This is a genomic window from Roseburia porci (assembly GCF_009695765.1).
GTDB classification, from domain to species: Bacteria; Bacillota; Clostridia; order Lachnospirales; family Lachnospiraceae; genus Roseburia; species Roseburia porci.
Window position 1 is genome coordinate 17,569 of record NZ_VUNI01000025.1, and the last position, 23,555, is coordinate 41,123.

Sequence of the window (23,555 nt, forward strand, 5' to 3'; positions counted from 1 at the left end):
AGAGTGCTATATATTCAGTGGATATGTAGCCAATGAATTGCTTCGTCGTGGGTACAGAATAACTCACGTCAAGGCAGATAAGAAGAACAAGCAACGCTCAGTATTCTTATTCAAAGTGGAGAATAATATAGAAAGAGCTATTGACTCTATTACTGAGCAGATGAATTAGCTACCTATTTAGGTAGAGTATTTTCCATAATACTCCTTAAATTTTTTGCATAGTTAATATTTTATAGGTAGTCCATTATGGGCTACCTAATCCTCCAAAAAGAAAGGACACAGAAAGATGAATGAATATTTTTATGAAATGACAAAGGACTTAAACAACAGAGAGTTTGCAAATATTTTTGCAAGATACAGAAAGGAGAATAAGATTCATGAAAGAAAAAGATACAGTGATAATCTTCACAGCGAAGAAATCGAGAGCTTTATTGAAGATGGGTTATACGCTTGTGGATATTAAGCCAGATAAAACTGATCCAGATGGAAAACGCAGTGTATTCGTTTTCAAGAATGAAGACGGAATTTTGGAGAATATATAAGTGGCTCAAAATTGAATCAAATTTATCTTTATCACTTAAAGGAATAATCGTCTGCCCTGTCGGGCATCCGTTCCTTGAAGTAAGAAAGAGAAGTTTGCAATTTTTCACTTGGAAGATACATATTCATTAACTGTCCACTTGCGTGTCCAGTTTTATCATATCTTAACTTACATTTTGAAACACATTTCTTAATGGAAACCAAGTGAAGAAAACAACACAGGCGTATGCCACTCGTACCTACAACTTTCCAAAATCGTCCATTCAGAACACACATATTAGAAGATAATAATAGATATGTACTTTCTGAATGGACGAAAATGGAAAATCAAAATGCGACAAGAGTGAGTGCGTCAGCACGAACTAATAAATATGTAAAACAAAGCACAAAAAGGAGATTAAAGAATGAAGACAGTAAAAATTATCAATCCAGTACAAGCAGGTTTTTATTATGAGAATGGATTAAAGCCATTAGATATTTATTTCAGTAGAGGTAAATGGGTTTGGGAGTTTGATAAAGACGAGAGCAATCCATTATTTACTCGTTGGCTTAATAACGAAAACAAAATGAAATATTAACTTGAAGGAGATTATTAAATGAAGCAAATTATATTAAATAAAGAATATACATATTCGCAGATTTGCGAAATCGTTGGATGGAAAAAATATTCAGGTGGTAATTCTAAGAAAGCACAAATCAAAGAGATTGAGAGTTGCTTTGAATGGTATCATCCTATAAATAAGAAAACCCACAAGGAGAAGAAATCCTATATCTTTACAAAGCAATTAAGAGAACCAGTTGAACCAAGTAAAAGTAATAATGGTGGTAGCAATAATAATAAGAATATTACACCTATGATTGATTATCTTCTTCGTATTGCAAACGACATCAATATAGATAATGATATGACATTAACTCATTGGTTCTGTGGCAGTGCAGGTCTTGACTTAATGGATAGGGATATATATGTTGAACAGTTTGGCTCAGATGAAGAGTTACAAGCATTTTGTGCTGAGTATCATATCTCCAAGCCGAGATTATTTCGTGAGTACATGGGAATGATTAGAAAGCATACAAAGGATATATTCTTAAAAGCTTTAGAGGTCATGGCTAAGAAAAATTTAGTCGAGTACATAGATGGATATGAGTTCTATTACAAGATGAATAAACGTGGTCGCATGGGAAATATATTCACAAATGAGTTGAATGATACAGTGCATTGTCTTGAAGAGAAGTATTGTAATGAACTCAATGATGCTTACAATCTCAGTCAGAAGATGGCAGGCAGGCAACTGCTTATGTGTATAAATAGAAAGCCAGAGATTAAGGAACAGTTTGATGATTTTATGAATCAGGATTTGAATGATATTCCTGTGTGGGATATTCTCAACGTGCGTATTGATGAAGAATATTCACATGGTAATTGTAATATTGATGAAAATCATAAAATTCAATCCTACTATAGAGCAATACATATTACTTCTATAGAAGAAACAATCAATCAGGACTGTGATAAAGATGGTCTTGCAACAGCCGTTACAAATGTTATTCGCAGAGTTAGTCGTAGAGAATTACTCAATAAGAAGTGGAAAGATAAATATGGAAATGTTCATATGACTTATGACGCTTGGGAAGATGCTACTGATATAGTGGCTATTGAGAAATTATTATTCACACACTTTGACGAGGACTTTGATGATGGAACGTCACTTGATTTAGCGGTGCTTGATAATGAATTAAAGGATTTTTTATTGGATGACGTTTCCCAAAATGGAAACACTGATGGATTTATGGAGATACCGACATCTCCGGAAGATGAGGAAGAATTGAACAGATTATTTGATAGGGTGTCTATTGTATAGGCATCCTATTTTAGTTTACTCCACGATTCTGTGGCACGATTCTGTGGAGTCAGATTATAGAAAGTGAGGAACATAAAATGAGAAAGAAAGATTTAATTGCAGAGAACAAAAGATTAAAAGATGAGGTTGAAGATTTAAAGCGTCAGTTGACATATGCAAAGACACAAATAGATATAAAGGATATTTGCTTGATGCTTAAGGAAAGAGAGGTATATCATGACTAAGGAAAAGACAATTATGCAAGCATTAACAGAGGTTGTTCCTAACTATCTTGCGTCATATCTTTGTTGGTATTACTCTGACCCTAACAAGAGAATTACTTGGGATGATTTGTGTAAAACTGATTCTAACTTTAGAAGTAAAAATGGAGAGAATAAAACAGAGGATTTTGCAGAACAGAACTGGCTCATTAGAGATGATGTTCAAAAGGCAATGATTGTTTATCTACAATATATGAAGCGTTATAACTTTATGAAGCGTTACCAAGAGATGAATAAGAAAGCATTAAGCGGTGATGTGAACAGTGCAAAGTATGTTGATGAGATGGATAAAATGCTTGATAAAATGAATGTTGATAAGAATACTGAAAATGAGATTGATAAGTTGCTCATGGGGGTGAATATCAATGTCAATTAGTTTAGATACTGCCAAGAAATTAAATTGGCTATGGAAAGATGAAAACAAGATTGCATGGATAGAAACCTTTATTAAGATTACGGATAAAGAGACACATACAGTTCCATTTATCTTGACTGATGAGCAGAGAAATCTTGTTGAGAATCTGGCTCATAAAAATATCATAAGCAAGTCAAGACAATGCGGAATCTCGTCAATAACTCTAGCCTTATCCATAAGACAGAGTGTGATATATCCTAATACAACGTGTGTGCTTATATCTCATACACAGACAAGTACCAATGCCGTGTTCGAGAAATTAAAGCAACAGTTTTATTCTTTACCAGATTGGTTAAGACCAAATTTGCTTACTAATAACAGACAGGCACTTACATTTGAAAATGGTTCTAGTATCGTATGTATGACTTGTGGTAATCGTCCGATTGGACGAGGTTCTACTTATAATGGCATAGTTCATTTATCTGAGTTTGCTTTTTATAAGAATCAGCAGGAACAGTTGACCTCTATTATGCAGGCAGTAACAAGTTCGGCAACCGTGATAATTGAGTCAACATCGAATGGCTACAATGAGTATTCGTCACTCTTTTTAGGAGCAAAGAATGGAGAGAATGACTGGAAACCATTTTTCTTTAACTTTATAAACGGAAGAGCACTCTTCAAGCCACAGTATGATGAAGCAGTCAGATTGTATAAGGCTCGTCACAATGGCAAGATGCTCACTGAGTGTGATTATGATGAGGAAGAATTACAGTTGGCTAAATTAGGTATGACACCAGAACAAGCCGTGTGGAGAAGAGGAAAAATTGCAGAATCTTCTTTAGAATCTTTCCACGTTGAATATCCTGCGACACCAGAACAGAGTTTTGTGGCAACAGGAAGTGCAGTTGTATATGACAATGCTAAAGTAGTTAAGCTACAACAGGCATTAGTAGAACAAAAGGTTAAGCCACTATCTGTTGATAAGATAGTTGGTCTGCCACAGATACTTAGGACTTATGTGCAGAATAAATCACTTGATATATATGCAGTTCCAAAAAGAGGAATGAAATACACGATTGGGATAGATGTATCGGAGGGACTCGGAGGTAAACATGACTATTCTACTATGTTTGTAATGGATAAGGATGGTGAGCAAGTAGCGGAGTTCCATAATAATAAGGTACAACCATATCTCTATGCAGATATATGTAATGCAGTCGGACGCTTCTATAATAAAGCTTTGCTTTGTGTCGAGAAAGCATCAGGCGGTCATTCTGTTATTGAGAGATTGAGATATGAGCATAAGTATATGAACATGGTTAAATATAAGACCTATGATGAATATAATCGTGCCGTATGGAAGGTAGGATTCGATACCAATAACAAAACAAAGAGCATTGCGGTTAATGATTCAAGGGAATGGTTTGATAAAGGTATGGTTCGTATTATGAGCAATAATCTTTTAGAGGAAATGAAAACATTTGTTGCAGAAGAGAATGGTTCATTTAATGCGGTTACTGGCTGTCACGACGATTTAGTGTCAGCATTTTGGCTCTGTATTCAGGGCATGAAGAGTGGGTTCTGGTATCCATTCTAAAGGTAATAATTATTAACAGAATAGGGAATTTAGGACTTTAATGATGTTAGGTATAGATTTATATGCCTAGCTTTTTTTATTGTCTATTTTCCCTATTGTAACAGTAAATAGAAAGGAAGAATTATGACAATACAAGAATATATAGATAAGCAGTATGATGGTTCTGCTACTTGGTTCATGGAAGAAGTTAATCAGAAGAATCATGTGGCTAGAATTGCAGGTGTTGTAGCAAATATGGATTATCTTGCAGGACGACACAAGGTATTAAGCAGAGAAGATTGCTATTACAAAGGTAAGGTATTAAAGACACGTAAGACTATATTGAATTATGCTAAAACTGTTCTACGTTTCCATGATACATTTCTGCTTGGAAAGAAGGTTTCATTAAGCTCAAATGATAATGATACAGTTAATACATTCAATGATATTTATAGGCTTGGTCAGTACGAGACAGTTGACTATCAGATACTTGACAGAGTAAATAAGTTTGGTGACGCATATGAGGTTGTATACATTGATAATGGAGTGATTAAGAGTAAGGTGCTTGATAGTGCTTGCAGTTATCCTGTATATGATGAGTTGGGAGAGTATCTTGCTTTCATTGAAACATGGACTGATGTATTCTCTAGTATCACTTATTGGAACGTATATTATCCTACATACGTTGAGCATTGGAGTAATGAGGGTGCAGATGAGCATTTAGTATCTACCACTATGTCTGTTGGTCTGCCTATCCACTATCATAATTTCAGTGATGAAGACTATAATTATGGTGTGAGTATGCTTACGGACATTAAACCTATAATGGATGAGTTAGAGGACGTTATGAGCAAGATGGGTGATGCTATTTATGTTAATTCACTCAATCCTATGAATGTAGCAATCGGACAGAGAATAGAGAGTTCAATTCCTAGTACGGCTGTAGGCTATGTACTAAATTTGGATGCAGGTGACTATAAGGTAGTTAGTGCTTCTATGGATTATAATACGATTAAGCTTTATTTGGATAACCTTAAACAGATGCTCAATGATATTAGTTGTATTCCTAGTGTGTTAGGTTCTAGTACCAATATTGCTAATGTTAGTTCCGTAGCTATGCAGATATTGTATGCTATGGCTCAGGTTAATGCAGATGAAACTAAGAAGTGGCTTAATATTGGATTCAGAGAGAGATTTGAGAGATTCAAGAAGATACTGAGTATGCAGGGCATAAGTGTAGAGAGTGACGTTGATGTTATCTATAATGTGTCTATGCCAGTTGCTACTACTGAAATGATTGCTAATCTGAAGGCATTGCAGGAAATGGGAGCAATTAGTAAGGAAACAATTATGGAAAAGAGCGATATTGTCAGTGATGTAGAGGTTGAAAAGAAGAGGTTGAGTGGTGAAAATGTTTCACAAAATGTTTCACAGAAGGTTGATAATCCTAGTAAAGAAGTAGGAATTAAATAAATGTTTCACGGATGTTTCACGGAGTGAAGTTTTTTTGGTGGTTATATGTGGTAATTCAAAGGTAATATACACACTATATTTGACGCATTTTGCTTATATCATAGCCGAAAATTCGGCTGTATTTATGACGCATTTATGTATTTTATAAAATTCATACATTTTGTTTTGGAAATTTCGGCAACCACAATATCTGGTGGTAATGGCTTTATCCGTACAGTTTATCAGGCATTTTGCTTATATTTGACGCATCTGGTATTAAAAACAGTATCTAATATTGTACTATTAGGCACTGTTTTAATGGGTGCTACGGTATTTTCCCATTTTTCCGTAGAATTATGGGGTATCAGATGGGGATATAATCAGAAGAAACCGAAATTTCATGGGATTACATTCACTTGACTATCAATCAAATGAGTGTAAAATTGTGCAAAATGCTATATATTTATAGTGTTTATAATGCCTATATTGTGCAAAAATACCAATTACCCCTAGTGTTAAAGCGGTCGAATAGCTAATCAAAAATTCCCCCACAGAGCAAAATTTGGCAGAACCGAATTATTCGGCAAGCTAGATTCCGAAAGTTTCGGAAGCCTTATTTGCAAGGTACATCCACAACCACCACGAAATCGTAGACGTTACACAGATAGTGTGTACCCTTAAACCGATATAGTCGGTTTAGACAATCATGGACTAATAGCCTTTTCAGAAATTTGAAAATTCTATTCAGATATGCACACAATGCACTTCCCACAAAATAGTGGTCAGTTCTTGCTATATATGGTATAATTTAATAAAAATATATCGGGGGATAGCAAATGAAACTTAGACCACAAGATACATTTGAAGCCACTTTATTTGATAAAGGTTCTGTTAAAATATTAGATGAGTATATCAAATCAAAGAAGCAGTATTTTTTTATAGATACTTGTTTTGATATTATACATATGGATAAAATATATAGGATTAACTTCATTATAAGTAATAAGATTCCTGTTGATAAAAAAATTGTCGCTACTAATATTACGATGACTGAATTTAAAAAAATATATGGATATGAATACTGTGACTGCGATCTACTTATAAATTACAGGAAAAGATTATCGACAGAAAACAGATGCTCAGTTCCTAAATTAAGTGTACCTGTTTTGGATTTTCTTGAATTATTTTATACTCATTTTCAGCAAAATTTGGAAAAGCAAAAATCAGAAGATGAAATTATACTTTTTGATAATCCAATATCTATAAATGCTCAATCAAGTAATAATAGAACAGGTTATGGCAATGAGTATTATTATGATATTTTAATGTATGAAGGAACTAAATATGGAGAGACAAGCCAGTTTCCTATTATTGGATATACAATATCTTTCTTTGGTGAAATAAGAAAAAACACTATTATTCATATAGATAAAGATGGTACATATTCTGAATGGTATTATAAACGAGAGTAAAAATAAGGGAGAAATATAAATTGATAGTTTATTATAAATTGCGAAAGTAAAAGCAAATAAAAATTAAAATTATACACAACAACCCTAAGAGGATGCGAATTTTTTTCGTATCCTTTTTTATTGCATATAATAAAGAAAGGAGACAACAATGCAAGTATTAGATAGATTAAAGATGGAGTTATCCAATCAACAGTATTTCTCTGATGAGCAATACATTCAGTTCCTTGCAGAGAACTCATTAACTCCAACAGATGAATATGATAAATCAACAATGCAGAAACCGTTACTGCTTACTGTAATAGACATATTTGAAGCGGTTGCAAATGATACCGACCTCATGCAGTCAATCAGTACAGAGTTTACAACAGTAGGTGCTGCATATAAATATATAGAGCAACGAATAGGACAAATCAAAGATAAGATAGCTTCAATTCCAGAGCCAGATGAGGAGTATTCTTGTTTCTCTCTGATGTATACAGATGGTAATGCTCAACCACCTAGACAGAATGTGGGCGGTAATATTTCATCTATTCCTAACTCAGAGATTGATTCATGGTTTTAGAAAGGAGCTTCAATGGAATATTTAGACAGAGATGGTGGCAAATATCTTGCGACCAAATTAAAATCTTATGTAGATAATAAGGTTACTGATTTACCTAGTGGAACAGTAGACCTTACTAATTACTATACTAAGGAAGAAACAGATCAGTTACTTGCTAATCTGCCTAGCGGTGGCACTGGTACAAAGGGTGACAAGGGTGATGCAGGTGTTGGAATTTCTTCTATTAAATCGGTCAACTATGAACTTATCATTACGCTGACTGATGGCACAGTTCATAATCTTGGCAATGTACGTGGAGAAAAGGGCGCACGTGGAGAAAAAGGAGCACAGGGCGAAAAAGGTACTAATGGTACTAATGGTGTATCTCCTACTGTTTCTGTTACTGAGACAACTAATGGACATACAGTTGCTATTACAGACGTTAATGGCACACAGAGTTTCAACATCCTTAATGGCAAGGATGGTAAAGATGGTGCTAGTGGTGGTTCTTCTGGTGGTGGTTCAGCAATTACATATGCTTATGATACTGAGATTGCCACAGGTGAAACATGGGTAGATGGTAAGCCTATTTATCTTAAAGTGTTTCATATAAATGGTTCAAGTTCGCAACCATCATCAAGTATAATTTTCTCATCATACAAAGAACAAAACAAATTTGCGGAAACCATTGTCTCAGTGACTCCACTGTGGAAAAGTGATACTCGTGTAATAACTGGTAATACTATAGACATTAGTGATATGGTATCAACTGTGACAAGTGCTAATGACAATATTGTACAGAGAACACTAAATTGCTGGGTTGATAATGATACTAAATTTACAATAAACATTTCAAAAGGAAAAAGGGTATATTCTTATGGATGTGACGTTTTTGTAAAATATACAAAATTGTAGTTGACAATCTAAATCTGATGGTGTACTATAACGACATAGCGCAGATAGTTAAGCGTAATAGAATCGGAAAAGTTAAGTGAGACTATTGATTTTCTTGGATATTAGCTCAGGTGGTAGAGCACTTGACTTTTAATCAAGTTGTCCGGGGTTCGAATCCCCGATGTCTCATTAAGTAAAATTGTGGAAGTACCTAAAATTAGGCACTTCCGCTTTTTTATGTCTAAATTTTTTGAGTAAGTAGTGAGTAAGTAATTTTTACTTACAAACAAGCACACATTCCAGTTATTAAATCATCATCATCACTAATATTTTTATAATAAGAGTTGAAAGTTGTTTCAATGTTTTCATGTCCTGCAAATTCCTGCACCGCCTTTTTATTGGCGAGGTTATCCAATAAACTGGAAATTACAGAGCGTCTTATTTTATGAGATGATTTTTTAATAATGTCTACTTTTTCACAGTAAGAATATAAGCAGGTGTTAATTCGTTGTCTGTTAAAGTTGTGATTGCTTGCATTTACAAAGATGAAATCACTTTTTAACTTGTGGATTTTATTCCATTCTTTGATTTTGTCTAAAATGCGTTTTGCTTCTGGTGTGAGTGGTAAAATTCGCTCGCCTGCCTGCGTCTTTGTATATTCTACAACTTCATGCACAGAGGATTTTGTTTTGTTTAAATCGTCATCATACACATCATAAATCACTTCTTGTCTTTGAATGTGAATAGTGCCTTTGCTGATGTCAGACCATTTTAAAGCAACTAACTCGCCAACACGCAAACCCAACTGGAAACTTAACAGAATGGAATAAGGTACAGTATCGCCATAGTTTTCACTATCTTTTGTAATGTAATCACGAAGTAAGTCTCGTTCTTTGATTGTGAATACAACTTCTTCCCTTGCCTTTTTCTTTGGCTTTGCCAAATTAACAGTAGATACAGTTAAATCTCTCATAGGATTGATGAGAATATATTTGCGTTCCACTGCATGAGCAAATGTTCCACGAAGTATCGTTTTTAAATTCTTATATGCCTGCTCGCCGAGTTTTTCATCAATAATCGTCTTTTGTAAGTATTCCCTTATTTGAAGTGCTTCAATGCTTTTAATTGGCTTCTTGGCAAAATTGCAATTAGGAATAAAGCGGTTGTAATCGGTCATGAGGCGTTGGAAACTTTGTGGCTTCACTTCGCTCTTATGTGCTTTTAACCATTCTTTACATACCATGTCAAAAGAGAGAGTTGTTTTCTGCTTATAATCTTCATATATTTTGTTTTCAAGGTGTTCTCGCTTTTGGGCTGAAATCTTTCGTCGTCCGTCCTTTTTAGAATCATCTGCAACATAGGTCGTATAGTATGGTTTTCCGTCTATCTGTATTACAGAGATAGCATAAGGGTGGTTTTCTATAACTTTTCTTTTATTCATTTTTTCAACTAAATCAGCGAGTTCTTGTTTCTCGTCTGCTCCGAGTGTAACTCCGCTTTCAAGAATTTTCAAGAGTTCATTTTTTTCAAGTTCAGTTATAGAAATCACCACCTTTCATTTTAGGATTTTTTTTGTCTTACATATATAGCATGCAAGATAGAAAGAAAGTGTGGGACGTCTGTATAGCCAAAATGAAGCAATTTTGCCGAAGTATTTCGATAGATTAGAAAAAGAATCTGACAAGGACAAGCCTTGTCCTACCGCCTTCAAAATGTACCGAGCCACTTCGTGCCATGGCACATTTTTCAGTTGGTGCAAATTATGGGTATCTATGATATAATCACTTTGTTGGAGGTGGGATTGATGAAATACGATGGAAAAAGACAAAGACTAAATGCAATCTTTAAACAGATAGAGAAAGATATACATGATGGTATTTTTCACAAAGTAGTTATATTACATGATAAAGATGAACTGTTAAGAGTTTATGTGTAAAGAACGGATATGTCCCCAATTCATTGGTATTCAGTACATAGCACAGGGAATTTAAACTTTAAAGCTAGTAAACTCACTTTAAAGGAAACGAAAATAGAAGATTATAACGATTTTAAAATGATATATCATGGTAAGCCATATACATTCATTTACGATGATATGACCTTACAAGAGATTTATAATAAGCACTTACAAGATTATAAAGATTATCTAGCAAAATAGGAATTGGTTGCCCAATTCCTATTTGTCTTTTATCGGCTTCGTTCCATTTCTTCAAGAATGGCTCTTGCCTTTTGAATATTTCTTTCCTTTAACATGACCGCTTCCGCTAGTAGTTTGTTATAAAGTTCTACAAGGCGGTTATATTCTGCTGCTAACTTATTGATTTTATCATTGAGTTCTTTCTTTTCTCGTTCCTTTGCTTTTTTGTAGTCCGCAGGGTTTAATTTTCCCTGCCTTTGTGGAATGGATTCTCCTCTTTGCACATCAAAATTATGATGTTGCAATACTAGAGGGAGTTTGTCGTGTATGGACTTAATGAAATCTCTTGTAATAAGCGTTTTGGAAGATAAACGGTTCTCTGATGTTATTAAGCAATAGTCAGCGTGTAGGTGCGGTCTTCCTATTTCATCGACATGACACACCGCCTCAATTAGATTCTCATTGCCACCTAAACGAGAATCCATATAAGAAAGCACAAGTGTATTATAACTATCGAGTAATTCCAAGGGCAAATCTTCGGGAAATGTAAAGATGCATTCAACAATCCAATTACTGTCTCTTCTTACTCGGTTTCCGTTTGCTATCACTTTCTTTTGTATTAAGGCTTTACAATCGGCATATAAAGACTTCACGGGTGCTTTATATATTCGGTTATTACATGATAAGTTATTATCAATGTCAGGATTGCTTATGTGTTTTTTATGTAATCGTCTGTTATGTGCGTCAATTCCTTTTAATGCACCTGCTTTATAACATTGGCAATGAAAAGATAAAACTGCCATAATTCCCCTCCTTTCATCTGCGACCTTACAAGACCGCCTATGCTTCTAAATCTTGTAAAGGTCTAACCCGCTATACCTTGGCAAGCAAGGTCGCGGGTAAAATCATCTTTCGTCATCGTCAAAAGTGTATGGTTTGTATTTTTCTACTAATTCCGTAAATTGTTCCGTACCATCGGAAGAACTGGAAGAAGCCTTTCTTTTACATTCTTCACGATAGCGGTTAATTTTACTGTCTAAACTTTCTTTATCTTCGTTCATTCCTGCCACCTCCTCAATCTAAATATGCTTGTTGACTAGTAGCAAAAGCATAAAATTTTATACTTTTGAAAAATTTTCTCACATTTGAAATGAAATCGAGCATATTGTGAGTAGAAAGTCAAAATTACATAAAAGCAATGTTTAAAAACCTTTCATTTAACTCACAGAGAACACCATGCTTTTAATCACTGGACTTTCTCAGGGGAAGAACACGCACACGAAAAACAGTAATTCGGTTTCTTTGTTTCCCAGTGTGCATTTATTTGATTGCTGGCAATTTTATATTTATTTCATTTGGTTATTAAAGGTATGCAACTTAATAGCTTATTTTCTGCTGTTCTTTTTTTGTCAAAAAACACCTTGAGAGCTCTAGAGCGTACAAGAGCGAGCAGAGGAAGATGAGCGTGAGAAACAATAGACGCTTGAGAGATTGAGCAGTTAAAAGAAAAAAGATTGCGTTAAGCCCGTTAGGGCTTCGCTTGCTACCAAGAACTTTCTTTTTGCTTCTTTTTCTTTAAGCATAACAATTTATGGAGGTTTAATAATGCACGGAATAGAAAGAGTAGAAATAGAAGAACTTAAACAAATCAATTTAAAGGAGTATTTACTCCAGTATGATAGAGCAAGTTATAGGGTTCGTAATAATGGAACAATCGTAAAAAAGGACAAATCGCACATCGTGATATATGATGACCATAGTTATCAGTTCAACACCACCACGAAAGCATATAAAGACAATATCGGCACACTTCAAGTTTTATATGGATGGGGCTTCATGGAAGCAGTAAATCATTTAAGAAATTACAGAGATAAAAAAGAGATTCCAAAGTTTAATCTATTTGATTGAAGAAATGTTTTGGGGAATGTGGTAGAATAGAATCCGTTAAACAGATTTTAAAAGGGAAGGTGTAGAAATGTTTAAAGATATAAAGAATAGTGAAACTTGGGAGAGTATTAAAAAAGTTTCAAAGGGGTGGTCAAGTGATAACAAATATTTTATCAAGACAAAAGATGGAAAATGCTTATTGCTTAGAATATCCGATATTGAGCAGTATAGTATCAAGCAAAAAGAGTATGAGATTATAAAAAAGTATTCAAAGCTTGGTATTAATATGTCTTTGCCTATTGATTTTGGAATTTGCAATAATGAAAAAAATGTATATATGTTGCTTACTTGGGTAGAGGGTAAAGATTTGGAAGAAATATTACCTACATTGACTGAAAATGAACAGTATCAACTTGGTAGAGAAGCGGGAAAGATTTTGAAGAAAATACATTCCATAGTGGTTGAGGAAGATGATTTGCCTAAAGATACAAAAAAACCAAAAAAAATATTACAGTTATCTCGCTATGAGGATTCAAAAGTTAGAATAGATGGAGATGAGATTGCTATCAACTATGTAAAGGAAAATATTGACCAAATATGGCGACAGAAACCAGTATATATGCATGGCGACTATCATCCAGGAAATTTAATTTATACAAAAGAGGGGGCAATTGGTGTAATAGATTTTAATCGTTGGGAAATAGGCGACCCTTACGAAGAATTTTATAAACTCGAAAGTTTTGGAATTGAAAATAGTATTCCATATTGTATAGGTCAGATAGATGCTTATTTTGATGATGAAATACCAAATGATTTTTGGATTACACTTGCAGTATATGTTGCACATGCTTCATTATATTCAATCAAATGGGCTGAAAAATTTGGACAAGAGGAAATTGATGGAATGGTAGCACGATGTCGTATGGCATTTGAAGACTATGAAGATTTTAATACATATATACCAAAATGGTATACAGATAAGTATAAAAAATGTGCTTTGAGTAAGTAATGAGTAAGTCGAGAAAAAGAACCGCTGAACTCCTTTCTTTTAGCGGGTTTGGGAAATTCGTAGAACTTCGAATCCCCGATGTCTCATTATGAGAATCATATATACCGGATTCGAACCACGGACAACAAAAACGTCACTCATTTACCTGAGTGACGTTTTTGTTATTTAACGGGAATCTGTTTATCCATCCGGAGAATATGCTGTATGAGCCATTTGGTTAAGAAATCAATAAGGTCGTGCAGATATTTTTCCGGATCTTCATCAAGCTGTAACTGGTTAATGCTTCCAAGTTTTTCAATAAAAGCATTATGGGCATTCTGCTGGGCGGCAAGTCCGTCATAATGGATGCTTTCCATATATTCTTCTTCATCATGGAAATGCATTTCCGTATATTCTTTCAGTTCATTTAACAGTTCCATGACATTATCATAGCCGAATTCCGGATTATAAGATTCAACCAGAGTATTGGCTTTGTCAATAATATGGAAAAGCTGTTCGTGTTCCAGATCGACCATTTCAATTCCAGTCCGGTATTCATCTGTAAAAGCAAATACGTTTTCCTGTGTCATCCATTCTTCCATCGGCTCAAACTGTCCGATCTGGATATCACTTCCAAGGATGTGTTTATAGAGCCATTTTGTAATGAAATCAATCAGCTCCAGGAGTGTTTCACGCTGGGTGGAAACGTCAATGGATGAAAAATCATATTCTGCAAGCTTATCCTTAAAATGTTTATGCTGGATTCTCTGGGAGATCAGTTCCGGATCGCGGATCTCGATCATGTAATCTTCCTCATGCTTAAAATGCGTAGCGGCATAAGCCTGAAGCTCTAATAAGAGAGCCTGAACCTTTGCACTGTAATCTTCTTCAGTATTTTGCAGTAATTCATAAGCATCATTTAAAAGAGAAAATAAATGTGCATGTTCGTTATCAATGCGTTCTACCCCGATTTTACAATCATCTGTAAACTGTATCATAAGTATACCTTCTTTCTGTCTAAGACGGATGCTTCCTGTGATGACTTGAGTATACCACGGCAGATGGAGGCGGTCTAGTTAGAAAAGCCAGGTTTTAAATTTTGTTCATACAGGAAACAGGTATGAATTAACCGGAAAATCTGCTCTGCGGTATCGGCGAGATTTTTTCGGGCAGTTTCTGTGGACATAGCTTCTTCACGGGTGACAACATTTTTTAAGATTGGAAAAAATGCATCAATTCCGGATGCATTGCATACATGGGCACCATCGGTGACACAGCCGGATAGCGCAATGACTGGCAGATCATAGCGTTTGGCAATTCTGGCAACGCCGACAGGTGCCTTTCCCATTGCGGTCTGGTCATCTAATCTGCCTTCTCCAGTAATAACAATATCTGAATTTTTGATGAAATCCTCAAGATGCGTCTCTTCAAGAACGATGTCAATTCCGGGTTCAAGTGCAGCATTCAAAAATACATGAAATGCAAAACCAAGACCGCCGGCAGCTCCTGCACCGGGAAAATCAGAATTGTTGCAAGTGGAAGAGTTCATTACAGGACAGGCAATCCTGGCATAGTTTTTGAGCCAGTGATCCATCTCGGAAATCATATCCGGAGAAGCTCCTTTCTGAGGCCCAAAGATTGCACTGCATCCATTTGTGCCACAAAGTGGATTGGTGACATCACATGCAATCCGGAAATGACAGTCCTTCAGTTCAGGAAGAACCTGTTCACAATGGATGGAAGCAAGGTCTTTCAGACCAATGGCACCGCGTGGAATAGGCTGGTTATTTTTATCAAGAAACTGGAAGCCAAGAGCCTGGAGCATTCCAACACCACCATCGTTGGTAGCGCTTCCGCCGATCCCAATAATAAAATTCCGGCATCCATTTTGTATGGCATCGGCAATCACTTCGCCAACACCATATGTGGTTGTATAAAGAGGATTACGCCTGTTTTCCGGAACAAGCGTGATCCCGGCAGCACCGGACATTTCAATGATCGCTGTTTTGGATGGAGCCTGGGAAGTTTCATCTGAATTGTGAAAAATTCCATAATGACAGAGAACCGGCTCAGATAAAGGTCCGGTCACGGTGATGTCATGTAATTCGCCTCCCATACCGGAGGTTAAAGCCAAAACGGTGCCTTCACCGCCATCCGCAATGGGACAGACCTGAACAGATGCATCCGGGAAAACTCTTAAAATTCCTTCCGAAGCACTTTGACCGGCTTCGATAGAAGAAAGACTGCCTTTGAATGAATCGATTGCTATGGTTACTCGCATTTTACGCCTCCAGAAGTAGATATTTACTATACTAATCATAACAAAAAATATGCAAAATGGAACATTGTATTGAAAATCAGAGTAATGATATAATGTACGGAGATAAACTTTTTATTCGGAGGAATTGCTAAATGAAATGGATGATCGCATCGGATATTCACGGTTCAGAATATTATTGCAGGGAACTCTGCACGGCATATGACAGAGAGAAAGCGGACCGCCTGCTGTTGCTTGGGGATATTCTGTATCATGGACCAAGAAATGATCTTCCAAGGGAATACAATCCTAAGAAGGTGATTGAGCTTTTGAATGCAAGAAAACAGGATATTCTTTGTGTGCGTGGCAATTGCGATACAGAAGTGGACCAGATGGTTCTGGAATTTCCAATTCTGGCGGATTATTGCGTGATCGCAGAGGGCAAACAGTTGATTTATGCGACACATGGTCACATTTTCCATGAAGATCATCTGCCACCATTGCATAAAGGGGATATTCTGCTGCACGGACATACACACGTACCGAAATGTGTTGAGCATGAAGAGTATACGTATATGAATCCGGGGTCTGTGTCCATCCCGAAAGAAGGAAGCTGGCATGGATATATGATACTTGAAAACGGACATTTTCTATGGAAGGATCTGGACGGAAATATCCAGATGGAAAGATAAAAGGAAGGCAGTATGACATTACAGCAGTTAAAATATGTGACGACAGTTGCGGAGACTGGAACGATCACCGATGCGGCAGCGAAACTTTATATCTCACAGCCAAGTCTGACGAGTGCAATCCAGCAGCTGGAAAAAGAAATGAACATTGTGATTTTTCACAGGACTAATAAAGGAATTACGCCATCCAGAGAAGGAGAAGTCTTTTTAGGCTATGCAAGGCAGGTATTGGAGCAGGCAGCAATTCTTGAAGATAAGTACAAAGGCAATGACGGCGGGAAAAGACAGTTCTGTGTGTCAACCCAGCATTATTCGTTTGCGGTGAATGCATTTGTGGATCTGATCAAAAAATACGGTCAGGATGAATATGATTTCAGCCTGAGAGAGACGCAGACATATGAGATCATTGAGGATGTTGCGCGCATGAAGAGTGAGATCGGCATATTATATTTGAATGAGTTTAATGAGAAAGTCATCCGCAAGATTTTAAAGGAGCAGAAGCTGAGCTTTCAGGAGCTTTTCGTTGCAAAACCACATGTATTTATCAGCAGTGGACATCCACTTGCAGGGAAAAAGTCGGTCTCTGCTTCGGATCTTGAGCCATATCCGTTTTTGTCGTTTGAACAGGGCGAACACAATTCTTTTTATTTTTCCGAAGAAATATTTGCGCAGGAAGAGCGAAAGAAAAACATACGAGTACGCGACCGCGCAACACTGTTTAATCTGTTGATCGGCCTGAATGGTTACACGGTATGCAGTGGTGTGATTGACAAGAAACTGAATGGACAGGATATTATTGCAGTTCCACTTGAAGATGATCAGGACATGCACATTGGTTATATCATGCATCAGAAGGGACAACTGGGAAGGCTTGCTTCAACATATCTGGAAGCTCTCAGAAAATATATCTGACCATAAAAAATGATTTTGGAGAATCAGTTATGAATAAGAATTATCAGAGAACAATGTATGCATGTTTTGCAGGATATATTGTTCAGGCGATTGTAAATAATTTTGTGCCTCTTTTGTTTTTAACATTTGAGGGAACCTATGGAATCGAAATGAGCCGGATCACAATGCTGATTACGCTGAATTTTGGTGTTCAGCTTGTGGTAGACCTTTTGTCGGCTGGATTTGTAGATAAGATCGGATATCGGATCTCTATTGTACTTGCTCATATATTTTCAGCAGCAGGGCTGGCTGGACTTGTTTTTCTGTCTGAGATTTTGCCGGATGCATATACCGGGCTTTGCATTTCCGTAGTGATCTATGCACTTGGCGGCGGACTGATCGAGGTTTTGATCAGCCCGATCATGGAAAGCTGTCCGACGGACAATAAGGAAAAGGCAATGAGTCTTCTGCATTCTTTTTACTGTTGGGGACATGTTGGGGTTGTGCTGCTATCTACGATATTTTTTCGCCTGGCAGGAATTGAAAACTGGAGAATCCTTACACTTTTGTGGGTAGTGATACCTGTCGTGAATGGAATCGTATTTTTGAAAAGCCCGATCGCACCACTGATCGAAGAGGGAGAGAGCGGGCTTTCCATGAAGGAATTATTCCGGAACAAGATCTTCTGGCTTCTTATGCTTATGATGTTATGTGCAGGGGCAAGTGAACAGTCAGTAAGCCAGTGGGCATCTACTTTTGCAGAGCTGGGGCTTGGGGTGACCAAAACAATCGGTGATCTGGCCGGACCGATGGCTTTTGCAATATTGATGGGAAGTGCACGTGCTTTTTACGGGAAGTTTGGGGACAAGCTGAATCTGGACAGATTTATGATTGCGAGCGGCGGACTCTGTGTGTTCTCATATCTTTGCATTGCACTTGCACCATCACCGGTGGTGTCATTGGCTGGCTGTGCCATTTGTGGTCTGTCCGTTGGAATTATGTGGCCAGGAAGCTTCAGCAAGGCGTCTGCAGCGATTCGAAATGGTGGGACTGCGATGTTTGCACTGCTTGCGCTTGCCGGAGATCTGGGCTGTTCCGGCGGACCGACTCTGGTCGGATACGTGTCAAGTGCAGCAGCAGATAATCTGAGAATCGGAATCCTTGCAGCAATTGTATTTCCGGTATTGCTGATCGCAGCAATCTGTTTTACAAAAAAGAAATAAATTCTTCATAGATCCTGTTTGCGTTGCTCCAGTGAACAACCTGAAACCAGTCGGCAATGTAGTCTTTTCGAAGGTTATAATGTTTCAGATAATAGGCATGTTCCCACACATCAATATTTAAAAGTGGGGTAAGCCGGAGTGGAAGAGGAGTATCCTGATTGGCAAGTGGAAGGATCTGCAGATGACCGGTCATGATGCAGATGCATCGTCAAAGTATCGATATAAGGCTCCAATGCATCATATGCATATGGGAGCGGTGGATTGGTGAAAGGATAGTTCATGGTGTGAAATCCTTTTCTTTTTAGTGTATGCGATTTATAATTAGAAGGTACAACAGAAAACATTCGTATAGTTTTGAAAGAGGATAGATTGGTGAAAATAGATATCATTGGACTTTTGATTTCATTTTCCTATGCATTAGACTGTGTGGAGAGTGAACTGATTCATGTTACAACAGGACATGCAAAGCGTGTTGCATACATGAGCATCTGTATTGCACAGGAAATGGAAATTTCAGGGAATGCTATTCAGGATCTGGCGGCCTGTGCGCTGATGCATGACAATGCGCTGACGCAGTATATTGCAGAAGAGTATCACAACGAGCCCTTCATTGCGAGCGCAAAACAGCCGCCTAGAAGGATCGGACTTCATTGTATTTATGGAGAGCGGAATATGCGGAAATATCCGTTTCACACCGACATGACAAATGTGATCCTGTATCATCATGAGAAAGCGGATGGAACGGGACCATTTGAAAAAAAATGGAATGAGGTGCATCTTTTTGCAAGGATCATACATATGTGTGATGTGCTGGATGGATTTTTTCAGGCGGACAATTATGCAGAACATGTGTGGGAAAATGCCAAGGATTTTGTAAAACAGCATGAAAATACATGGTTTGACAGTGAGTGTGTGGCGGCGCTTCAGCGGGTTGCAAAAGAAAAATACGTTGGATTGTTAGAGTCGGGGGAATTTACAAATCAGCTGTGGGAGATGCTGCCAAGACAGAAAGAAGAGTATAGCTTTGAAGTGCTAAAAGACCTGACGGACATATTTGCCGGGATTACGGATTACAAATCGCATTTTACGAGTCAGCACTCGATCGGTGTTGCAAAGAGTGCATACCGGCTTTCGCTTTTTATGGGAATGGATATGGATACTGCCCAGAAAATGTATATTGCAGGGGCATTGCATGATATTGGAAAGATTACGATCAAAAATGATATTCTGGAGAAACCGGACAAACTGACGGAAAAAGAATATGACAGCATGAAAGATCATGCGTGGTACACCTATAAGATGCTGCATCAGGTTGCGGGCTTTGAAGAGATTACCAGGTGGGCTGCATTACATCACGAAAGACTGGATGGAAGCGGGTATCCATTTGGTTATACGGCAAAGGACCTTGGAGTTCAGGAACGCATGATGGCATGTGTGGATATTTTTCAGGCACTGACCGAGGAACGTCCGTATAAAAAAGGAATGGCAAAGGAGCAGGCCTTTGCCATTATGAGGGATATGGCCGCCAAAAACTGGATCGACGGTGAGATTACAGAAAAACTGATTGATTGTTATTGCACAACAGTATAAAGTGCATAGAAATAATCTTTCTTTGCCATCAGTTCATCGAAGGTTCCCTGTTCGGTAAGACTGCCATCTTTCATGACCAGAATACGGTCGTAGCGTTTCAAAAGGGCTTCGTCAAGAGAATGTGTGATCACAACACGTGTGATGCCTTTGAGATCCAGAATATCGCTGGAGACCTGATAAGCGGTCTGTGGATCGAGGGCAGCAGTGACTTCATCCGCAAAGAGGACAGCAGAATTTTTAAGCAGGCTTCGTGCAATGGAAATTCGCTGTTTCTCGCCTCCGGATAAGCCTTTTCCATTTTCACCGCAAAGATACTGGTCACCGCGTTTTTCCATGAGCGTATTTAAGTGCGCATGGTCGATCGCTGAGTGGATTGCATCCTTCGGGAAATTGCGGAACATGGTGATGTTATCACGGATAGATGCGTTAAATACAAAGACGTTCTGCTGAATGATGGAGATCAGGCGATAGAGGGAAGAACTGCTGATCTCACGCAGTTCGGTATGGTCAAAACGAATCTCGCCGGAATAATTGGAATTGGATGCCATCAGAAGATTTAAAAGTGTGGATTTTCCGCTCCCGCTGCCTCCGACAATGGCATAAGATTTTCCTGCTTCCAGTGTGGTTGAAATATCGTGCAGAATTTCTTTGTTTTCCTCATAGCCGAAGGATACGTGGGAAAGACGGATTCCATCGGTAAGGGTATGGATATCGGTTCCACCGTCTTTTTCGTTGTTTTGTTCCAGTGCATCAGCGAGTTTGCCGATCAGTCCTTTTGCAGCCTTACGGCTTGCGAGAAGTCCAGGAAGTTCTGCGATTGGATCAACAAGAAATCCCATGAGGTTTACAAACATGATGACAGTACCCGGTGTGAGTCCATGTCCGGCGACAGAGAGGTAAGTGCCGACAATAAATACACCCAGCTGGGCGAAGATTCCAGTGGTAGCGCCGATCATGGACACCATGTTTTTGATACGGCGGCGGTGAAATTTTTCTTTTTCCAGCGTCTGGTTATTTCCGGCAAAAAGCTGAAAGATCTCTTTTTCTGCCTGAAAGCTTTTGACAACGGTGAAACCGGTAAGGCAGTCTGTCAGAGAGGAGGTAAAATCTTTGTTGCGGTCCGATACTTTGCGTTCTGCAGGGGCAAGTTTATTTCCGGTCATGACAGAAGCGGCCAGCGGCAGAATGGTAAGGCCGGCGGAAATGGCTGTCATAAGCGGAGAATACCAGAGCATCATGCCAAGTGAACCCACAAACATGACAAATTTGGTGATCAGTGTAAACTGCTGGGAAATATAATCATTCTCAATGCTTGTGGCATCGTTGGTCAGAGCAGAGAGATAGGTGGCAGTCGTCTCATCACTGAAGGAAGCGATGCCCTTCTGGGTCAGTTTCTGAAATGCTAAATCTTTGTACTGACGGATCGCTTTTTCGATATATTGTGGCTCCGATATGTAATCAAGGAGCAGGCTTCCGATACAAAGGAAGATGAATCCGATACTGATGAGAGTTAGGGTTTTTAAAGTAAAGCATCCGGAAGAACCGGATGCGGCGTCAATCAACTGCTGGATCAGCCATGAGAGGATCAGATTGAGTGATCCGGTCAGCAGGGATGCGATGATTGCGATGGTAAAAAATAGTTTGTTTTTGTGATAAAATTGTTCGATCAACTGCTTTTTAAGCGGTTTCTGTTTCATTTTTCAATATCTCCTTCCACAAATTGGTCAGTGTCTGATCTTCCAGAGAGGAAATTGTTTTCTCAATTCCGGAGACTGCGGTGGCACCAAGATCATCATGAGTACTGGAAAGTTCTTCACAATGCATAAAACGCATGGCATTTGTAGCATAGTCCGGTGCTGCATCAAAACATAATGCCAGTTCCTTTGCACGGAGCAGAGTCTGCTTTGCCGCATCCGGTTTGTGAAGTGCAAGCTGCGTATGTGCAAGCAAGGACAGAAAAGTTCCGTTCAGCTTGTCAAAGGAATTGGGAATATTATCATATTTTAAGCCGGACAGGATCTGATCAAGCCAGAGCAGTATCGCTTCGGCATCTTCAAACTCTTCATTGTCAAAAAATACATTTACATACCCGGTAATGGTACGTATGATCGAACTGATCGAGGCAATCAGTGCTTCGGATAAATAGAAAAGAGATTCATCTTTGTCTCCTCCGTTGGTGGCAAGCGTAAGTCCGATCCGGTCGTTATAAAGTCCGGCGGAATTGTGCTTTTTGAAGATTTCCACGGCTTTTTCGTTTTCGCCAAGAGAGAGATAGACATCTGCGATATCCCCGTAAATCGTAAACTCACTGATCAGCGGATCGGTATTCTGGTTCAGAAGAAGACGGGCTTTTTCGTAGAGTTCCAGGGAACGCCGGAGTTTTTTTTCATCGGCCAGCTCCAGTCCGAAGATGCGATACATCTGTGCACAGCGATGAACAATCCGGAAATGATTTGGGTATTTTTTGAGTGCCTTTTCAGCTTCGGAAATCATAGTGTAGTCTCTGTTGTAGATATATTCCCGAATCCGGTTTAAAGTCTCTTCAACCCGGTTGTTTTTCATTTCATAGCCGATCAGGACATCCATGGAAGTGTCAAAAAAATCAGCCATTTCAACGATCAGACTCAGATCCGGGATCGACAGACCCGCTTCCCATTTGTATACAGCACCTGTAGTTACTCCGAGTACTTCGGCCAGCTGCTCCTGGGTGAGTGAGCGTTCTTTTCGAAATGAACGGATATTATCGGAAAGCTTTAATGTCATAATGATTTCTCCTCTCGATCTGTTATTTATTTAGGTGTTTGCGAAACGCCCAAAACCGCATAAATACGGCATTTTTTGTTGTTAAAATAAAATATCTCCTCAAGGTTTATGGTAAAATAGAGTTGCGAAAAAATATCAACCAATCCACCTAAAGGAGATATACCTACATGATAACACA

At 38.1% G+C, this 23,555-nt stretch carries 26 protein-coding genes and 1 tRNA gene; 18 read left to right on the plus strand and 9 right to left on the minus strand.

The genetic code is table 11. The features are described 5' to 3' along the window. Positions 1 to 377 precede the first annotated feature (377 nt). From FYJ75_RS12285 to FYJ75_RS12335, 11 genes are all read left to right on the plus strand, one after another. Positions 378 to 542: a hypothetical protein gene (locus FYJ75_RS12285; protein WP_154430718.1), complete on the plus strand. Its 165-nt coding sequence runs from the start codon at positions 378 to 380 to the stop codon at positions 540 to 542. A 402-nt stretch (positions 543 to 944) separates the two neighbouring features. Next, on the plus strand, positions 945 to 1,118 hold the full coding sequence (locus FYJ75_RS12290) for a hypothetical protein (protein WP_154430719.1): 174 nt from the start codon (positions 945 to 947) through the stop codon (positions 1,116 to 1,118). 18 nt (positions 1,119 to 1,136) lie between these two features. After that, positions 1,137 to 2,402 (plus strand): hypothetical protein, encoded by a 1,266-nt coding sequence (locus FYJ75_RS12295; RefSeq protein WP_154430720.1) that lies wholly within the window; start codon positions 1,137 to 1,139, stop codon positions 2,400 to 2,402. Positions 2,403 to 2,479: 77 nt separating this feature from the next. Further along, positions 2,480 to 2,626 (plus strand): hypothetical protein, encoded by a 147-nt coding sequence (locus FYJ75_RS12300; protein ID WP_154430721.1) that lies wholly within the window; start codon positions 2,480 to 2,482, stop codon positions 2,624 to 2,626. Then, entirely contained in the window at positions 2,619 to 3,038 is a 420-nt protein-coding gene (locus FYJ75_RS12305) for a hypothetical protein (protein ID WP_154430722.1), read from the plus strand. Before FYJ75_RS12300 ends, FYJ75_RS12305 begins: the two co-directional genes overlap by 8 nt. Then, positions 3,028 to 4,614 carry a phage terminase large subunit family protein gene (locus tag FYJ75_RS12310; RefSeq protein ID WP_154430723.1) on the plus strand — a complete coding sequence of 529 codons (1,587 nt, stop codon included), beginning with the start codon at positions 3,028 to 3,030 and terminating at the stop codon, positions 4,612 to 4,614. Before FYJ75_RS12305 ends, FYJ75_RS12310 begins: the two co-directional genes overlap by 11 nt. A gap of 123 nt (positions 4,615 to 4,737) precedes the next feature. Continuing rightward, positions 4,738 to 6,066 carry a phage portal protein gene (locus FYJ75_RS12315; RefSeq protein WP_154430724.1) on the plus strand — a complete coding sequence of 443 codons (1,329 nt, stop codon included), beginning with the start codon at positions 4,738 to 4,740 and terminating at the stop codon, positions 6,064 to 6,066. Positions 6,067 to 6,881: 815 nt separating this feature from the next. Then, positions 6,882 to 7,517 carry a hypothetical protein gene (locus FYJ75_RS12320; RefSeq protein ID WP_154430725.1) on the plus strand — a complete coding sequence of 212 codons (636 nt, stop codon included), beginning with the start codon at positions 6,882 to 6,884 and terminating at the stop codon, positions 7,515 to 7,517. A gap of 148 nt (positions 7,518 to 7,665) precedes the next feature. Next, a complete protein-coding gene (locus FYJ75_RS12325; RefSeq protein WP_195839020.1) occupies positions 7,666 to 8,079 on the plus strand; it encodes a hypothetical protein in 414 nt (137 codons plus the stop codon). A gap of 12 nt (positions 8,080 to 8,091) precedes the next feature. Beyond that, a complete protein-coding gene (locus FYJ75_RS12330) occupies positions 8,092 to 8,973 on the plus strand; it encodes a hypothetical protein (protein ID WP_154430726.1) in 882 nt (293 codons plus the stop codon). A 96-nt stretch (positions 8,974 to 9,069) separates the two neighbouring features. After that, a tRNA-Lys gene (locus tag FYJ75_RS12335) sits at positions 9,070 to 9,141 on the plus strand. A 91-nt stretch (positions 9,142 to 9,232) separates the two neighbouring features. Here FYJ75_RS12335 and FYJ75_RS14695 read toward each other — a convergent pair. Continuing rightward, entirely contained in the window at positions 9,233 to 10,501 is a 1,269-nt protein-coding gene (locus tag FYJ75_RS14695; protein ID WP_154430727.1) for a tyrosine-type recombinase/integrase, read from the minus strand. 255 nt (positions 10,502 to 10,756) lie between these two features. Between FYJ75_RS14695 and FYJ75_RS14625 the strand changes: the two genes are divergently transcribed. Beyond that, entirely contained in the window at positions 10,757 to 10,888 is a 132-nt protein-coding gene (locus FYJ75_RS14625) for a hypothetical protein (RefSeq protein WP_268878606.1), read from the plus strand. Between the two features lie 251 nt (positions 10,889 to 11,139). Here FYJ75_RS14625 and FYJ75_RS12345 read toward each other — a convergent pair whose 3' ends face one another. Together FYJ75_RS12345 and FYJ75_RS12350 are read right to left on the minus strand one after the other, a co-directional pair. Next, the gene (locus FYJ75_RS12345; RefSeq protein WP_154430728.1) at positions 11,140 to 11,892 is read right to left on the minus strand and encodes a plasmid recombination protein; all 753 of its coding nucleotides are present in this window, start codon (positions 11,890 to 11,892) and stop codon (positions 11,140 to 11,142) included. A 102-nt stretch (positions 11,893 to 11,994) separates the two neighbouring features. Next, positions 11,995 to 12,150 carry a hypothetical protein gene (locus tag FYJ75_RS12350; protein WP_154430729.1) on the minus strand — a complete coding sequence of 52 codons (156 nt, stop codon included), beginning with the start codon at positions 12,148 to 12,150 and terminating at the stop codon, positions 11,995 to 11,997. 544 nt (positions 12,151 to 12,694) lie between these two features. Between FYJ75_RS12350 and FYJ75_RS12355 the strand changes: the two genes are divergently transcribed. Together FYJ75_RS12355 and FYJ75_RS12360 are read left to right on the plus strand one after the other, a co-directional pair. Continuing rightward, entirely contained in the window at positions 12,695 to 12,997 is a 303-nt protein-coding gene (locus FYJ75_RS12355; protein WP_154430730.1) for a hypothetical protein, read from the plus strand. Between the two features lie 67 nt (positions 12,998 to 13,064). Beyond that, positions 13,065 to 13,985 (plus strand): aminoglycoside phosphotransferase family protein, encoded by a 921-nt coding sequence (locus FYJ75_RS12360; RefSeq protein WP_154430731.1) that lies wholly within the window; start codon positions 13,065 to 13,067, stop codon positions 13,983 to 13,985. A gap of 161 nt (positions 13,986 to 14,146) precedes the next feature. Here the strand turns inward: FYJ75_RS12360 and FYJ75_RS12365 are convergent, their stop codons facing one another. Continuing rightward, complete coding sequence (locus FYJ75_RS12365; RefSeq protein ID WP_154430732.1) at positions 14,147 to 14,962, minus strand: bacteriohemerythrin; 816 nt, start codon at positions 14,960 to 14,962, stop codon at positions 14,147 to 14,149. Positions 14,963 to 15,036: 74 nt separating this feature from the next. Continuing rightward, positions 15,037 to 16,245 carry a glycerate kinase family protein gene (locus FYJ75_RS12370; RefSeq protein WP_154430733.1) on the minus strand — a complete coding sequence of 403 codons (1,209 nt, stop codon included), beginning with the start codon at positions 16,243 to 16,245 and terminating at the stop codon, positions 15,037 to 15,039. 131 nt (positions 16,246 to 16,376) lie between these two features. Between FYJ75_RS12370 and yfcE the strand changes: the two genes are divergently transcribed. The 3 genes from yfcE to FYJ75_RS12385 are packed head-to-tail and all read left to right on the plus strand — an operon-like array spanning position 16,377 to position 19,024. Continuing rightward, positions 16,377 to 16,913: a phosphodiesterase gene (gene yfcE / locus FYJ75_RS12375; RefSeq protein WP_154430734.1), complete on the plus strand. Its 537-nt coding sequence runs from the start codon at positions 16,377 to 16,379 to the stop codon at positions 16,911 to 16,913. Positions 16,914 to 16,925: 12 nt separating this feature from the next. After that, the gene (locus tag FYJ75_RS12380) at positions 16,926 to 17,822 is read left to right on the plus strand and encodes a LysR family transcriptional regulator (protein WP_154430735.1); all 897 of its coding nucleotides are present in this window, start codon (positions 16,926 to 16,928) and stop codon (positions 17,820 to 17,822) included. Positions 17,823 to 17,851: 29 nt separating this feature from the next. After that, complete coding sequence (locus FYJ75_RS12385) at positions 17,852 to 19,024, plus strand: MFS transporter (RefSeq protein ID WP_154430736.1); 1,173 nt, start codon at positions 17,852 to 17,854, stop codon at positions 19,022 to 19,024. Here FYJ75_RS12385 and FYJ75_RS12390 read toward each other — a convergent pair. Continuing rightward, positions 19,008 to 19,217 (minus strand): Fe-Mn family superoxide dismutase, encoded by a 210-nt coding sequence (locus tag FYJ75_RS12390; protein WP_154430737.1) that lies wholly within the window; start codon positions 19,215 to 19,217, stop codon positions 19,008 to 19,010. The two genes, FYJ75_RS12385 and FYJ75_RS12390, sit on opposite strands and share 17 nt — an antisense overlap. Beyond that, positions 19,135 to 19,413: a hypothetical protein gene (locus tag FYJ75_RS14960; protein WP_154430738.1), complete on the minus strand. Its 279-nt coding sequence runs from the start codon at positions 19,411 to 19,413 to the stop codon at positions 19,135 to 19,137. Before FYJ75_RS14960 ends, FYJ75_RS12390 begins: the two co-directional genes overlap by 83 nt. Between FYJ75_RS14960 and FYJ75_RS12400 the strand changes: the two genes are divergently transcribed. Continuing rightward, positions 19,397 to 20,614: an HD-GYP domain-containing protein gene (locus FYJ75_RS12400; RefSeq protein ID WP_328596942.1), complete on the plus strand. Its 1,218-nt coding sequence runs from the start codon at positions 19,397 to 19,399 to the stop codon at positions 20,612 to 20,614. The two genes, FYJ75_RS14960 and FYJ75_RS12400, sit on opposite strands and share 17 nt — an antisense overlap. Here FYJ75_RS12400 and FYJ75_RS12405 read toward each other — a convergent pair. Next, entirely contained in the window at positions 20,596 to 22,311 is a 1,716-nt protein-coding gene (locus tag FYJ75_RS12405; RefSeq protein WP_154430740.1) for an ABC transporter ATP-binding protein, read from the minus strand. The genes FYJ75_RS12400 and FYJ75_RS12405 overlap by 19 nt on opposite strands. Further along, the gene (locus FYJ75_RS12410; protein ID WP_154430741.1) at positions 22,292 to 23,377 is read right to left on the minus strand and encodes a helix-turn-helix domain-containing protein; all 1,086 of its coding nucleotides are present in this window, start codon (positions 23,375 to 23,377) and stop codon (positions 22,292 to 22,294) included. Before FYJ75_RS12410 ends, FYJ75_RS12405 begins: the two co-directional genes overlap by 20 nt. Between the last annotated feature and the right edge of the window lie 178 nt (positions 23,378 to 23,555).